The organism is Shinella sp. S4-D37 (genome assembly GCF_040812195.1).
GTDB lineage: Bacteria > Pseudomonadota > Alphaproteobacteria > Rhizobiales > Rhizobiaceae > Shinella.
In genome coordinates, this window is the sequence record NZ_JBFNXL010000005.1 from 2743501 (window position 1) to 2756984 (window position 13484).

The 13484-nt window shown below is 66.1% G+C and carries 15 protein-coding genes; 3 read left to right on the forward strand and 12 right to left on the reverse strand.

Annotation, left to right across the window (positions count from 1 at the left end; all coding sequences use genetic code 11):
* The first annotated feature begins 11 nt into the window (after positions 1-11).
* The gene (locus tag AB3G45_RS20935) at positions 12-2855 is read left to right on the forward strand and encodes an EAL domain-containing protein (RefSeq protein WP_367833638.1); all 2844 of its coding nucleotides are present in this window, start codon (positions 12-14) and stop codon (positions 2853-2855) included.
* Between the two features lie 47 nt (positions 2856-2902).
* Here AB3G45_RS20935 and AB3G45_RS20940 read toward each other — a convergent pair whose 3' ends face one another.
* From AB3G45_RS20940 to AB3G45_RS20950, 3 genes are all read right to left on the reverse strand, one after another.
* Positions 2903-3970 carry a putative zinc-binding metallopeptidase gene (locus tag AB3G45_RS20940; protein ID WP_367832376.1) on the reverse strand — a complete coding sequence of 356 codons (1068 nt, stop codon included), beginning with the start codon at positions 3968-3970 and terminating at the stop codon, positions 2903-2905.
* A gap of 123 nt (positions 3971-4093) precedes the next feature.
* Positions 4094-4285, reverse strand: a complete 192-nt coding sequence (locus AB3G45_RS20945; protein ID WP_367832377.1) for a CsbD family protein — start codon at positions 4283-4285, stop codon at positions 4094-4096.
* A gap of 98 nt (positions 4286-4383) precedes the next feature.
* Positions 4384-4989: a YqgE/AlgH family protein gene (locus AB3G45_RS20950; RefSeq protein WP_367832378.1), complete on the reverse strand. Its 606-nt coding sequence runs from the start codon at positions 4987-4989 to the stop codon at positions 4384-4386.
* Positions 4990-5161: 172 nt separating this feature from the next.
* Between AB3G45_RS20950 and AB3G45_RS20955 the strand changes: the two genes are divergently transcribed.
* Together AB3G45_RS20955 and AB3G45_RS20960 are read left to right on the forward strand one after the other, a co-directional pair.
* Complete coding sequence (locus AB3G45_RS20955) at positions 5162-5950, forward strand: protein-disulfide reductase DsbD domain-containing protein (RefSeq protein WP_367832379.1); 789 nt, start codon at positions 5162-5164, stop codon at positions 5948-5950.
* 114 nt (positions 5951-6064) lie between these two features.
* Positions 6065-6550 (forward strand): peroxiredoxin, encoded by a 486-nt coding sequence (locus tag AB3G45_RS20960; protein ID WP_367832380.1) that lies wholly within the window; start codon positions 6065-6067, stop codon positions 6548-6550.
* Between the two features lie 48 nt (positions 6551-6598).
* Here AB3G45_RS20960 and rnhA read toward each other — a convergent pair whose 3' ends face one another.
* The 9 genes from rnhA to AB3G45_RS21005 all read right to left on the reverse strand — a co-directional run bounded on the left by rnhA (position 6599) and on the right by AB3G45_RS21005 (position 13313).
* Positions 6599-7051 carry a ribonuclease HI gene (gene rnhA / locus AB3G45_RS20965; protein WP_367832381.1) on the reverse strand — a complete coding sequence of 151 codons (453 nt, stop codon included), beginning with the start codon at positions 7049-7051 and terminating at the stop codon, positions 6599-6601.
* A complete protein-coding gene (locus AB3G45_RS20970) occupies positions 7048-8013 on the reverse strand; it encodes a homoserine kinase (protein WP_367832382.1) in 966 nt (321 codons plus the stop codon). Before AB3G45_RS20970 ends, rnhA begins: the two co-directional genes overlap by 4 nt.
* 195 nt (positions 8014-8208) lie before the next feature.
* A complete protein-coding gene (gene ispH / locus AB3G45_RS20975) occupies positions 8209-9210 on the reverse strand; it encodes a 4-hydroxy-3-methylbut-2-enyl diphosphate reductase (protein WP_367832383.1) in 1002 nt (333 codons plus the stop codon).
* 92 nt (positions 9211-9302) lie between these two features.
* Complete coding sequence (locus AB3G45_RS20980) at positions 9303-10079, reverse strand: SURF1 family protein (RefSeq protein WP_367832384.1); 777 nt, start codon at positions 10077-10079, stop codon at positions 9303-9305.
* Positions 10048-10431 carry a DUF983 domain-containing protein gene (locus tag AB3G45_RS20985; protein ID WP_367832385.1) on the reverse strand — a complete coding sequence of 128 codons (384 nt, stop codon included), beginning with the start codon at positions 10429-10431 and terminating at the stop codon, positions 10048-10050. The genes AB3G45_RS20980 and AB3G45_RS20985 overlap by 32 nt, the downstream gene beginning before the upstream one ends.
* A 237-nt stretch (positions 10432-10668) precedes the next feature.
* A complete protein-coding gene (locus AB3G45_RS20990) occupies positions 10669-11547 on the reverse strand; it encodes a cytochrome c oxidase subunit 3 (protein ID WP_367832386.1) in 879 nt (292 codons plus the stop codon).
* A 58-nt stretch (positions 11548-11605) separates the two neighbouring features.
* On the reverse strand, positions 11606-12226 hold the full coding sequence (locus AB3G45_RS20995) for a cytochrome c oxidase assembly protein (protein WP_367832387.1): 621 nt from the start codon (positions 12224-12226) through the stop codon (positions 11606-11608).
* Positions 12227-12228: 2 nt separating this feature from the next.
* On the reverse strand, positions 12229-12369 hold the full coding sequence (locus AB3G45_RS21000) for a hypothetical protein (RefSeq protein ID WP_367832388.1): 141 nt from the start codon (positions 12367-12369) through the stop codon (positions 12229-12231).
* Complete coding sequence (locus AB3G45_RS21005) at positions 12369-13313, reverse strand: heme o synthase (protein ID WP_367832389.1); 945 nt, start codon at positions 13311-13313, stop codon at positions 12369-12371. The genes AB3G45_RS21000 and AB3G45_RS21005 overlap by 1 nt, the downstream gene beginning before the upstream one ends.
* Positions 13314-13484: the final 171 nt, after the last annotated feature.

A 13484-nucleotide genomic window follows, 5' to 3' on the forward strand; every position in this document is an offset into this window, starting at 1 on the left:
TCCTCGCCACGATGCTCCTCGCCGGCATGATGACGGGGCGTGCCTTCGCCGTCGAACCCGTCAAGATCTCCCGTGACGACACCGCCCTCGACCTCACCGCCACCACGGAGATCTATACGGGCCGGGGCGAGGCCTTCCAGGTCTCCACGGCGCCCGGCACGGACGGCATCGTGCGCCGCATCGAGGTGCGCGCCACGTCCGAGGACCACCAGGGCGACTGGGCCGTCTTCGCGCTCGCCAACGTTTCGGAAGAGCAGATCGACCGCCTGATCGTCGCCCCGCATTTCCGCCTCGTGCAGTCGAAGCTCTTCTGGCCGGATCTCGGGGCGAAACGCATCATCTCGATCACGCCGAGCGAGGGTTTTGCGCTCGACCGCCAGCCGAGCGACGAGGCGGACGTCTTCCGCATCACGCTGAACCCCGGCACGGTCGTCACCTTCGTCGCGGAACTGGCGACGCCCGACCTGCCCCAGATCTATCTCTGGGCGCCGGACGCCTACAAGGACACGGTCAACGCCTTCACGCTCTATCGCGGCATCGTGCTCGGCATCGCCGGCCTGCTCGCCGTCTTCCTCACCATCCTCTTCGTGGTGAAGGGCACCTCCATGCTGCCGGCGACGGCGGCGCTCGCCTGGGCGGTGCTCGGCTATATCTGCGTCGATTTCGGCTTCCTGTCGAAACTCATCAGCATCACGGCGGGCGACGAGCGCATCTGGCGCGCCGGCACGGAGGTGTTCCTCGCCGCCGGCCTCGTCGTCTTCCTCTTCACCTATCTCAACCTCAACCGCTGGCACGCGCATCTCTCCTATGCGACGCTCGCCTGGATTCTCGGCCTCGGCCTGCTCTTCGGCGTCGCGATCTACGATCCGCCGATCGCCTCGGGCATCGCCCGCCTCTCCTTCGCGCTGACCGGCACGGTCGGCATCGTGCTGATCGCCTATCTCGGCTTCAACCGCTACGACCGCGCGATCCTGCTCGTGCCCGCCTGGGCGCTGATCCTCGTCTGGCTGTTCGGCGCCTGGCTGACGGTGACGGGACAGCTCAACAACGACATCATCCAGCCGGCGCTCGGCGGCGGCCTCGTTCTCATCGTGCTTCTCATCGGCTTCACGGTGATGCAGCACGCCTTCGCCGGCGGCGCCTACAGCCAGGGCCTGTTCTCCGATCTCGAGCGCCAGTCGCTGGCGCTGACGGGTTCGGGCGATACGGTCTGGGACTGGGACGTGGCGCGCGACCGCGTCGTCACCATCCCTGACATTTCCATCCAGCTCGGCCTCGCCCCCGGCGTCATGCACGGCCCTGCGCGCAACTGGCTGCCGCGCCTCCACCCCGACGACCGCGACCGTTTTCGCGCGACGCTCGACGTGCTTTTGGAGCACCGCAAGGGCCGCCTCAACCATCAGTTCCGCGTGCGCGCCGAGGACGGCCATTATCACTGGCTCGCCATCCGCGCCCGGCCGGTGCTCGGCGCCAATGGCGAGATCATCCGCTGCGTCGGCACGATCATCGACATCACCGAGCAGAAGAACTCCGTCGACCGGCTTTTGCAGGACGCGCTGCACGACAACCTGACGGGCCTGCCGAACCGCCAGGTCTTCCTCGACCGCCTGCAGGCGATCCTGTCGCTGACCGCAAGCTCCGACAATGTGCGCCCGACGGTGCTGACCATCGACATCGACCGCTACAAGCAGGTCAACGACGCGCTGGGCATCGCCGCCGGCGACAATATCCTCATCGCGCTGACGCGGCGCCTGCGGCGCCTCCTGAAGCCGCAGGACACGCTGGCGCGGCTTGCCGGCGACCAGTTCGGCCTTATCCTGATGTCGGAACGGGACCCCGCCAAGGTCGCCGATTTCGCCGACGCGGTCAGCAAGGCGATCATGGTGCCGATCAATTTCGGCGGGCGCGAGATCATCCTGACGGCCTCGATCGGCCTCGTCTCCTGGGTCGACCAGCAGGAGGACGCGCCGGGCCTGCTCAACGACGCGGAACTGGCCATGTACCGCGCCAAGAAGGGCGGCGGCAACCGCGTCGAGCCCTTCCGCCCCGCCTTCCGCACCTTCGGCGCGGACCGCCTGCAGATCGAGACGGACCTGCGCCGCGCCATCGAGCGCAAGGAACTCTCGCTCGTCTACCAGCCGATCGTGCGCCTCTCGGATGCCGAGATTGCCGGCTTCGAGGCGCTGATGCGCTGGGACCATCCCAAGCGCGGCAACATCTCGCCGACGGAATTCATCCCGATCGCGGAAAGCTCCGACCTCATCAACCAGCTCGGCCTCTTCGCCTTCGACAAGGCGGCGAGCGACCTGATGGACTGGCAGCTGCAGACCGGCGACCTGCCCGTCTTCGTCTCGGTCAATCTCTCCAGCGCCCAGCTCATCAACAACGAGCTTTACAACGACGTGCGCGCGGCGCTCGCCAAGACGCGCTGCGAACCGCAGAAGCTGAAGCTGGAACTCACCGAATCCGTCGTGATGGAGAACCCGGAACAGGCCCGCCTGATCCTCACCAAATTGAAGGATGTCGGCCTCGGCCTCGCGCTCGACGATTTCGGCACGGGCCATTCCTCCCTCTCCTATCTCACCCGCTTCCCCTTCGACACGATCAAGATCGACAAGGCGCTGGTGCGCGACGGTTCGGACAAGCGCACCGTCCTCCTGCGCTCCGTCATCTCGATGGCGCGGGAACTCGAAATGCAGGTCGTCGCCGAGGGCATCGAGTCCGAGGAGGACGCGATCGAGCTTGGCAACATGGGCTGCGAATTCGGCCAGAGCTACCTCTTCGGCCCGCCGATCGGCTACGATTCCGTGCTGCGGCTGCTGAAGGAACGCTTTCCGCTGATGAAGCGGGCGTGAGGAGGGATTAGGCAGTAGCCAATAGGCCAACCCCTACTGCCTATTGGCTAATTCCTATTGCCTGCTTCCCTCACCAGCCCGTTGATGAAATCCAGCTTCTCCAGAACCGGCGGCGGCAGGACGAAGGGGTAGCTGTCGGGCTGGCCCATCGAGCGCTGGATGGCGTTCATGGCGACGCTGAGCGGGATCCAGGCTTCGACGAGGCGGCCGGCATCGGGGGCGCGGTAGGGATCGAAGGTGACCTCGGCCTCCAGTTCCTCATGGCCCTTCGGGTCGGTGATGAGGCCGAAGGCGCGGGCGGTTTCCAGCGTGTCGACGATGTGGAAGAAATGCGCCCAGCATTCGGCGAAATCCTCGGCCGGATGGCAGCTTGCATAGGTGCTGATGAAATATTGCTGCCAATCGGCGGGCGGGCCCTGCTCGTAGTTGCGCTGGAGGGCGGCGGCATAGTCCGCGCGCTCGTCGCCGAAGAGGCGGCGGGCCTCCTCCAGCGTCGCCTCGTTGCGCACGAGGCGGGTCCAGTAGAAATGGCCGATCTCGTGGCGGAAGTGGCCGAGCAGCGAGCGATAGGGTTCGCCCATCGAGACGCGCACGCCCTCGCGCACCGCGTCGTCGGCCTCGGCGGCTCGCAGGCTGACGAGGCCGTCCTCATGGCCGGTCATCGCAGCCTGGACGACATTGCCGCCGGCATCCACCGCGTCGGCGAGGAAATCGAAGACCAGGCCGCCGGCCGGGTCCTCCTCGCGCGTGGGATGCGGCAGCTTCCAGCGCAGGATGGAATAGAAGAGATGGCGCTGTGCCGCGCCGATGCGCCGCCAGCGCGCCAGCCCCTTCGGGTCCGTGGTGGGCACGATGCGGTTGTGGCGGCAGGCTTCACAGAAGGCGTGCGGGCTGTCGGCCGGCAGCAGCCAGTTGCAGACATCGTGCACGGCATTGTCGCAGAAGCGGTAGACGCCCTCGCCCGGCGCGATCCTCCAGAATCCCTCGCCGTCCGGCACCAGGGCATGCAGCACCATGTCCTCTGCAAGAAAGCCGAGCGTGGAGCCGCAGCGCACGCAGGCGCGGTTGTCGAAATGGGTGGTCTGGCCGCATGTCGCGCAGGTGAAGAGTTTCATGAGGCCCCCGGCCTGGTGATATGGGTATCGCGATTTTCCCGGGCATACGTCCGGTCGGAAGAGGCGTACCCCCTCTGCCCTACCGGGCAGAGGGGGTGGCGCACCGCGCCCCGCCCCCTGCGATCAGAGGCGGTCGACCGCGCCCTTCACGGCGGCCTTCGCCTTGCCGACTGCCTTCTGGGTTTTGCCCTTGGTCTCCTGTGCGGCGCCTTCGGCGCGCAGCTTCGGGCTATCGGCGGCCTTGCCCGCGGCCTGCTTTGCCTTGCCCGCCACTTCGTTGGCCGTGCCCTTGATCTTGTCGCTCGTGCTACCCACTGTATTTCTCCTTCAGCAAGCGTAGTTGTTGACGCGCTAATTTAACGGCGTGCGCTGCAACAGGTTCCGGTGGCGCAAGAGAAAATTTGCCGTGCCGCTCAGGCGTGGCCGGCCTCGGCGGAGAGCATGGCGGGCGTGATGCCCATCAGACCGAGCGCCCGCTCGTATTTGCTGTCGAGATTGGTGTCGAAGATCAGCTCTTCGTGCGCGGGGCAGGACAGCCAGCCGTTGGCGCCGATCTCGTTCTCGATCTGGCCCGCGCCCCAGCCGGCATAGCCGAGCATCATCAGGCCCTTCTCGGGGCCGCGCCCGCGGGAGATGGCGCGCACGATATCGAGCGTCGCGGTGAGGCAGATATCGTCGCTGACGGGAATGGAGGATTCGGACATGTAGTCGTCCGAATGCAAGACGAAGCCGCGCCCGCTCTCCACCGGCCCGCCGCAGCGGATGGGGAAATCCAGCGTCGCGCCCGGCAGGCGGATCACCTCGTCCTCGCCGAGCAGGTCGAGATGCAGCAGCACGTCGGAGAAATTCAACTGCTGCGACCGGTTGATGACGAAGCCCATGGCACCGTCGTCCGAATGGGCGCAGATATAGACGACGGTACGGGTGAAATTGGCATCGGCCATGCCCGGCATGGCGATCAGGAACTGACCGTCAAGGAAGCCGCGCTCTCGCTTGTTTTTCAGAACCGAAATAGCCATAGCGTGTCTAGCCTACCAATTCGCCATCAAATGAAAAGCGTTCTTTTCGCCGGCACGGCGCGCCAGCCCTGCAACAAAGGTATGGTGCCGGGCCGGGCGATCAAGCTTTTATGATCGCCTCATACGCTTTTGTTGCTGGAAAGCCCGCGCCCCCGGCGCTAGATGTTGAGCCATGAAACGCCTGCAAACCGCTGCAATCGCGCTGCTTTTGCTGCCCTCCGCCGCTATGGCGGCGACCTCGCCCTGGGTGGAAACGCCGGGCGGCGACGTGCGCCTCGTGGTGCTTCCGGCAGATGCCGGCGGCGCGGCGCGCGCCATGCTCGACATCCGCCTGCACGACGGCTGGAAGACCTACTGGCGCGACCCCGGCGGCAGCGGCATCCCGCCGTCGATCACCGTCTCCGGCGCGAGGCTGACGGCGATCGGCTTTCCCGCGCCGCATCGGCTTGGCGACGATGCCAACCACTATATCGGCTACGATGCGCCGGTGCGCCTGCCGATGACGCTCGGCGGGGCGGCGGGCGGGCCGGTGACCGCCACGGTCTTCCTCGGCGTGTGCAAGGACATCTGTATTCCCGTGCAGGCCGACCTGACCGTGGAGACCGGCGGCGAAGGCTTCACCAATCCGCTCGAGGAGACCGCGATCAGTGCCGCCGAGGCGACGCTTCCCGGCGCGGCCGGCGACGGCTTCCGGCCGCTCGACGGCCGCTGGTCGGCGGACGGCAAGACGATCTCCGTGCGCTTCGAGGCCCCGGCGGGCGCAGCCCCCGCCGACGTCTTCCTCTCCGGCGCCCCGTTCGAATTCGGCGCGGCCGGCCCGGTGCGGCGGGACGGCGACGCCTTCGTCGCCGACGTGCCGGTGCTGCACCGGCCGAAGGCGTTCGACCTGGAGAAGAATCCGATCCTGCTGACGCTCCGGGCCGGCGAAAAGACGATGGAAGCTCCGCTCAAGGTGGAGTGAGCGCGCCGTCCGCTTCGCGCGGAAAACCGTTTCGCACTTTCGCCGGCGCTGCTTATAGTGCCGCCGGCGGGCCGGCAGGCCCTTCGCCATCCCATACCAGACAGGAGAGACGCCGTGACCATTTCCGTTGGAGACAAGCTGCCCGACCTCAAGATCAAGGAACGCACGCCGGACGGTCCCGCCGACATCTCGACCGCCGACCTTTTCGCCGGCAAGCGCGTCGTGCTCTTCGCCGTGCCGGGCGCCTTCACGCCGACCTGCTCGCTGAACCATCTGCCCGGCTATCTGGAAAACCGCGACGCGATCCTCGCCAAGGGCGTCGACGACATCGCCGTCGTCGCGGTCAACGATCATCATGTGATGGGCGCCTGGGCGAATTCCACGGGCGGCGGCGGCAAGCTGCGCTTCCTTGCCGACTGGGACGCCGGCTTCACCAAGGCGCTCGGCATGGATATCGACCTTTCCGCCGGCACGCTGGGCGTGCGCTCCAAGCGCTATTCCATGCTCGTCGAGGACGGCGTGGTGAAGGCGCTGAACATCGAGGAAAGCCCCGGCCAGGCGACCGTTTCCGGCGCAGCGGCGATGATCGAGCAGCTTTGAAGAGGAATTAGGCAGTAGGGGGTTAGGGAACCCGGCTTCCCCTACTGCCTATTGCCTACTGCCTGCCGCCTTGAACGGCGCCATGCCCTTGCGGGCAAGCTCGTCGGCGCGTTCGTTCTCCGGGTGCCCGGCATGGCCCTTGACCCAGTGCCATTCCACCTTGTGACGCGCCCGCTCCGCGTCGAGCGCCTGCCAGAGGTCGCCGTTCTTCACCGGCTTCTTGTCGGCGGTCTTCCAGCCGTTCTTCTTCCAGCCGAAGATCCATTTCGAAATGCCGTCCATGACGTATTTCGAATCCGTGTAGAGATCGACCTCGCACGGTAGTTTGAGGGCGGCGAGGGCCGAGAGGGCGGCCGTCAGTTCCATGCGGTTGTTGGTGGTCTCGGCCTCGCCGCCGCACATGTCCTTCTCGACCTCGCCGTAGCGCAGCACCGCGCCCCAGCCGCCGGGACCGGGATTGCCCGAGCAGGCGCCGTCCGTGAAGATATCGACATGCTTCATCGCGGCAGACCGTATTCCACGGGGTTGCCGATCTGGCGGTGGAAGCGCAGCTTGCGCAGATATTCCAGCGGGTCCTTCTTGACGACCAGCGCGCCGGGCGGCGTCATCAGCCAATCGTAGAGCCGCGTCAGGAAGAAGCGCAGCGCCGAGCCGCGTGCCAGCAGCGGCAGGGCGGCGGCTTCCTCACGGGACAACGGGCGAACGCTCTCGTAGCCCTCCAGCAGCGCCATGCCCTTGGTCAGGTTGAACGCGCCGTCCTTCTCGAAGCACCAGGCATTGAGGCAGATGGCGACGTCGTAGGCGAAGAGGTCGTTGCAGGCGAAGTAGAAGTCGATCAGCCCCGACAGCGCATCGCCGATGAAGAAGACATTGTCCTGGAAGAGATCGGCATGGATGACGCCCGACGGCAGGTCCTTCGGCCAGTTCGCCTCCAGGAAGGCGAGTTCGCCGGCGATCTCGTCCTGCAGGCCCGCCTCCACCTCGTCGGCCCGGTCGGCGGATTTTTCCCAGAGCGGCCGCCAGCCGCCGACGGAGAGCGCATTCGCGCGGGTGATCTCGAAACCGTCGCCGGCCAGGTGCATCTCGGCCAGCGCCCGGCCGACCTCGCGGCAATGCTTCGCCGCGGGCTTGCGCAGCCACATGCCTTCCAGGAACGAGATCATCGCGGCGGGGCGGCCCGACAGTTCGCCGAGCAGCGCGCCGTCATTGCGCGGCAGCGGCAGCGGGCAGGACAGGCCCCGTTCGGCCAGATGGTGCATCAGGCCGAGGAAGAACGGCAGGTCGCCCGGATCGACGCGCTTTTCGTAGAGCGTCAGGATGAACGCGCCCTTCGTGGTGTGCAGCAGGAAGTTGGAATTCTCCACGCCCTCGGCGATACCCTTGTAGGAGAGCAGCGTGCCCGCATCGTAGGCGGTGAGGAAGCGGGACAGATCGTCTTCGGTGATATCGGTATAGACGGCCACGGCGGGTCTCAGGTTTGCGGGGTGGAATCAATTGACGAACGAGCGGGTTGCTGCCCCTCACCTGCCTGCCGGCATCCTCTCCCCGCAGGCGGGGCGAGGAACGCTGGGCGCGCCGTCCTGTCCCTTCGCCCCGCTTGCGGGGAGAAGGTCCCGGCAGGGGGATGAGGGGCAATCCGCGGCAGGACCTGCACCACCCTATTCCCCATTGACGAAGGCCATGTCGGCGGGCGTGAGTTCGATGGCGCGCAGTTCGCGGTTGACGAGGAAGTGCTCGTTCTCCTCGACCGTATCGGCAAGCTCCACGACGGCATTGTAGCGAGCGCGGAAAGCCTCGATGATCTCGTTGACGATGACCTCGGGCGCCGAGGCGCCGGCCGAAAGGCCCACCGTGCGGATGTCGCCGATGGTCTCCCAGTCGATCTCGGCGGCGCGCTGCACGAGCACGGATTTCGTCGCGCCGGCGCGCAGCGCCACTTCGACGAGGCGCTTGGAATTGGACGAGTTCGGCGCGCCGACGACGAGGAAGAGGTCGCAGCCGGGCGCGGCCTGCTTCACGGCCTCCTGCCGGTTGGTGGTGGCGTAGCAGATCGAATCGGCGGCGGGCGCGGTGAGGTTCGGGAAGCGCTCGTGCAGGCGCTTGATGACGCCGGCCGTGTCGTCCACCGAGAGCGTCGTCTGGGTGACGAAGCCGAGATTGTCCGGGTCCGGCGGCACATATCTGTCGGCGTCCTCGACGGTCTCGACCAGCGAGACGGAGCCTTCCGGCAACTGGCCCATCGTGCCGATCACCTCGGGATGCCCGGCATGGCCGATCAGCACGACATGGCGGCCGAGGCGCTGGTGGCGCATCGCCTGCTTGTGCACCTTGGAGACCAGCGGGCAGGTCGCGTCGAGATAGAAGAGGTTGCGCGCCTCGGCATCGGCGGGCACGGATTTCGGCACGCCATGGGCGGAGAAGACGACCGGCTGCTGGCGATGCTCTTCCGGGATCTCGTCGAGCTCCTCCACGAAGATCGCGCCCTTGGCCTCCAGCCCCTCCACGACATAGCGGTTGTGCACGATCTCGTGGCGCACATAGACCGGCGCGCCATAGGCCTTCAGCGCCAGGACGACGATCTGGATGGCGCGGTCGACGCCGGCGCAGAAGCCGCGCGGGCCACACAGCCTGATGGTCAAGTCCGGTCGGGTATCAATCATGCGTATCAGTATCCGGCGATGGTCGGGAGCCTTGCGCCCCATATAGGCCGGCGAGCGCCGCCGCGCCAAGCGAAAACAGCGTGATCGCGCTTTCAGGCACCCTTGCGCCGCAGCACGGCAAAGAGGCCGACGCCGGAAAGGGCGGCGGCGAGGCCATACCAGGTGACGGCATATTGCAGGTGGTTGTTCGGCAGGTCGAACTGCGTGACGGCGCCGATCGGCAGGCCCTTGGGGTTCGGCGCATCGCCCGCATCGACGAAGAAGGGCACCAGCCTGTCGGCGGCAATGCCGGTACTCGCCGCCATCGCGTCGAGGTCCTTCCAGTAGAAGATGTTCTTGGCGAGATCGTTCTCCGGCACGATGGAGGACGGCTTTTCGGCAAGGCGGGCGCGGGCAAGGCCCGTCACGCTCTGCACGCCGGTAAGCTGGCCCTGCTTGCGCATTTCCGGCTCCTTCGCCTCGAAGGGCGTGAAACCCCGGTTGACGAAGAGGAAGCGGCCATCGGCAAGCTGGAGCGGGGTATAGACGTGGTAGCCGGTCCGGCCGCGCCAGGTGGCGAAGAAGTGGCGCTCCTTGTTGTTGGCGAAGATGCCGGAAACCGTGACGGGGCGGTACTCGATATCCTCGCCCCGTTTCGCCATCGCCTCGATATCGGCGAGCGCCACCGGCGCAGCGACGCGGCGGGCGGCCATGTCGGCCAGAAGCTGTTCCTTCCAGTGGAGGCGCTGAACCTGCCAGGTGCCGAGCGACAGCAGGATGGCGAGGGCGAGGAGGAAGGCGATGCCGGTGAGGATCGCCTTGCCCCTGCCCTTGCGCGGCAGGGCGCCGGCCGGCACCTCAGCCACGGTCGATTTCGCCGGGGCGGGCATTGTTGCGGTATTGCAGCGCGATCAAAAGGCCCTTGAGAACGCGCGTCAGCCCGAGGCCGAGGACGATGACGAGCGGGATCCACAGGAGGAAGTGCACCCAGAGCGGCGGATTGACGTTCACCTCCATCCACAGCGCCGCCCCGACGACGATGAAGCCGACGATGAGCAGCACGAAGACGACCGGGCCGTCGCCCGAATCGGCGAAGGAATAGTCGAGCCCGCAACTGGCGCAGGCCGGCTTCACCTTGAGCAGCCCGTCGAACAGCTTGCCCTGGCCGCAGCGCGGGCAGCAGCCGCGCACCCCTGTGCTGAAGGGGTCTACGGGGGGATAGAGTGCCTTGTCCTCGTGCATGGTCTTGTCCGTGTGTTCACGCCCGGGGGGTGCCGCGGGCTCATGGTTCAGGCGGCAAGGCCCCTCGCCTGCCTGCCGGCATCCTCTCCCCGCAGGGGGATGAGGGGCCAAACCGACGCATACATTCCTATACCGCCCTGCCCGCCGCCCGTCCAACCGAAAGGCCGCGACAAAGGCGCCTGGAACGGGAAACGGCCGCATCGCTGCGGCCGTTTCGAAAAAGCGGTCGAGGCTCGCTTACATATGCGCGATCGGCGCGCCCCAGCCACCCCAGATGTAGATGGAGAAGAAGAGGAACAGCCAGACGACGTCGACGAAGTGCCAGTACCAGGCGGCAGCCTCGAAGCCGAAATGCTGCTTCGGGGTGAAGTCGCCGCGCATGGCGCGGATGAGGCAGACGATCAGGAAGATCGTGCCGACCAGGACGTGGAAGCCGTGGAAGCCGGTCGCCATGAAGAAGGTGGCGCCGTAGATGGATTCCTTGAAGGCGAACGGGGCATGGGCATATTCGTATCCCTGCACGAAGGAGAACAGCACGCCGAGCGCGACCGTCAGCGCCAGGCCGTTGACGAGGCCCTTGCGGTCGTTGTGCAGCAGCGCGTGGTGCGCCCAGGTCACGCAGGTGCCCGAGAGCAGCAGGATGACCGTGTTGTAGAGCGGCAGGTGCCAGGGATCGAGGACCTCGATGCCCTTCGGCGGCCAGACGCCGCCGGTATGCTCGACGCGGGCGGCCTGGATGAGTTCGCCCGGGAAGAGGCTGGCATCGAAGAAGGCCCAGAACCAGGCGACGAAGAACATCACTTCCGAAGCGATGAACATGATCATGCCGTAGCGCAGGTGCAGCGAGACGACGCGGGTGTGGTGGCCCTCATGGGCTTCCTTCACCGTATCGGCCCACCAGGCGTACATGGTGTAGAGCGTGATGGCGAGGCCGATGAAGAAGATCCACGGCGTGGCGAGATTGACGCCGAACAGGTGGAAAGCCCCGCCCGAGAGGTAGCGCATGTAGCCGATGCCGCCGAGCGCCAGGATGAAGGCGCCGATGGAGGCAAGCAGCGGCCACGGGCTGGGGTCGATGATGTGGTAATCGTGTTTCTTCTGATGCGCATCGGCCATCTGACTTATCCCCAATGTATCGCGTTCCGTTCCCGGCATAGCCGGAAACGCATGGTATTCAAAGCTTGTTCGCGTCGTCCGCCTTCACCTCCGCAGCCGAAGCCACCGGCTTCGACGCCTCATGCGGATAGAAGGTATAGGACAGCGTGAGCGTGTGGATGCCCTTCGTCTCGACCGGCTCGACGATCGCCGGATCGACGAAGAAGACGACGGGCATGATCAGTTCCTCGCCCGGCTTCAGCGTGGTTTCGGTGAAGCAGAAGCACTGGACCTTGTTGAAATAGGCGCCGGCGGCCTGGGGCGTGACGTTGAACGTCGCCTGGCCGGTCGTCGGCACGGAGGCGTTGTTGCGCGCCCGGTACATGATCTGCACGGTCTCGCCGATCCTCAGCTCGACCTCGCGCTGCACCGGCTCGAAGCTCCAGGCAAGGCCGGGTCCGGTATTGGCGTCGAAGCGTACCTTGATCTTCTTGTCGAGGATCACGTCGGAGGCCTGCTCGACGCGCTGCGTCGTGCCGCCGTAGCCCGTCACCTGGCAGAACATCTCGTAGAGCGGCACCGCGGCATAGGCCATGCCGACCATGCCGATGACGAAGGAGCAGCAGATGGCGACGATGGTGCCGTTGCCCACTCCGCTTTTCTCGGGGCCGCTTTTCTCGGTCTTTTGCGTCTCGCTCATCGTCAGCCTGCCATTCCGCCGGAGAATTTTACCAGCGTTACGACGTAGAACAGCACGACGAGGCCGAGCAGCACCGCGCCGAGCGCGATGTTGCGGCCGCGGCGGGCCTTCCTCTGGTTTTCCGTGAGGTTTACGGTTTCCATTACAGCACCCATCCGAACGAGGCGATCATGTGGTCGACCATCAGGCCGGAGAAGACCGCGAACAGATAGACGATGGAGAAGGCGAAGAGCTTCTTGGCCGGCACCATCGCGACGTCGCCCTCCGGCATGCGCAACACGCCGACAGAGTACCACACGAAGCCGAGGCCGAGGGCTGCGGCAAAGAGACCGTAGCCGAAGCTGGCAAGGCCCAGGAAGGTCGGCACGACGGCGATGACGGCGGTCAGCACCGCATAGACGAGGATCTGCACCTTGGTGGTCCGCTCGCCGGCGACATTCGGCAGCATCGGCACGCCGACGGCGCCGTAGTCGCGCATCTTGAAGAGGGCGAGCGCCCAGAAATGCGGCGGGGTCCACAGGAAGGTGATGAGGAAGAGCACGATGCTCTCGATGGAGACGCCGCCCGTGACACAGGCCCAGCCGATCATCGGCGGGAAGGCGCCGGCCGCGCCGCCGATGACGATGTTCTGCGGCGTCGAGCGCTTGAGCCAAATCGTGTAGACGACGGCGTAGAAGAAGATGGTGAAGGCGAGCAGGCCCGCCGAAAGCCAGTTGACCGCAAGGCCGAGGATCGCGACCGAGAAGGCCGACAGCGTCAGGCCGAAGGCGAGCGCTTCTTCCGGGCGGATGCGGCCGGAGGGGATGGGACGCTTTGCGGTGCGGCTCATGACCGCGTCGATATCCGCGTCGTACCACATGTTGAGGGCACCGGAAGCGCCGGCGCCCACGGCGATACAGAGGATCGCTATGGCGGCGATGAACGGGTTGATTTCGCCCGGCGCGACGACGAGGCCGGCAAGGGCCGTGAAGACGACGAGCGACATGACGCGCGGCTTGAGAAGCTCGAAGAAATCACGCGGCGACGCTTCGGAGAGATAGACCTCGCCGCCGCCCGGAACCGTTTCGTGATGCTCGATGACCGTCATGTTCTTTCCGTTCTACTGTCCGGGAGAGATGGCCTCATGCCCTTCCCTCTCCATCGTCATCCTCGGGTCAAGCCCGAGGATGGGGTAAGCGTCGGACTATCCAACGAACCGTCCGACCTCCGCCGGCATTCTCAGTACTGAGGCCGCCGTTGCCGGCGGCCCCAAGTCTTG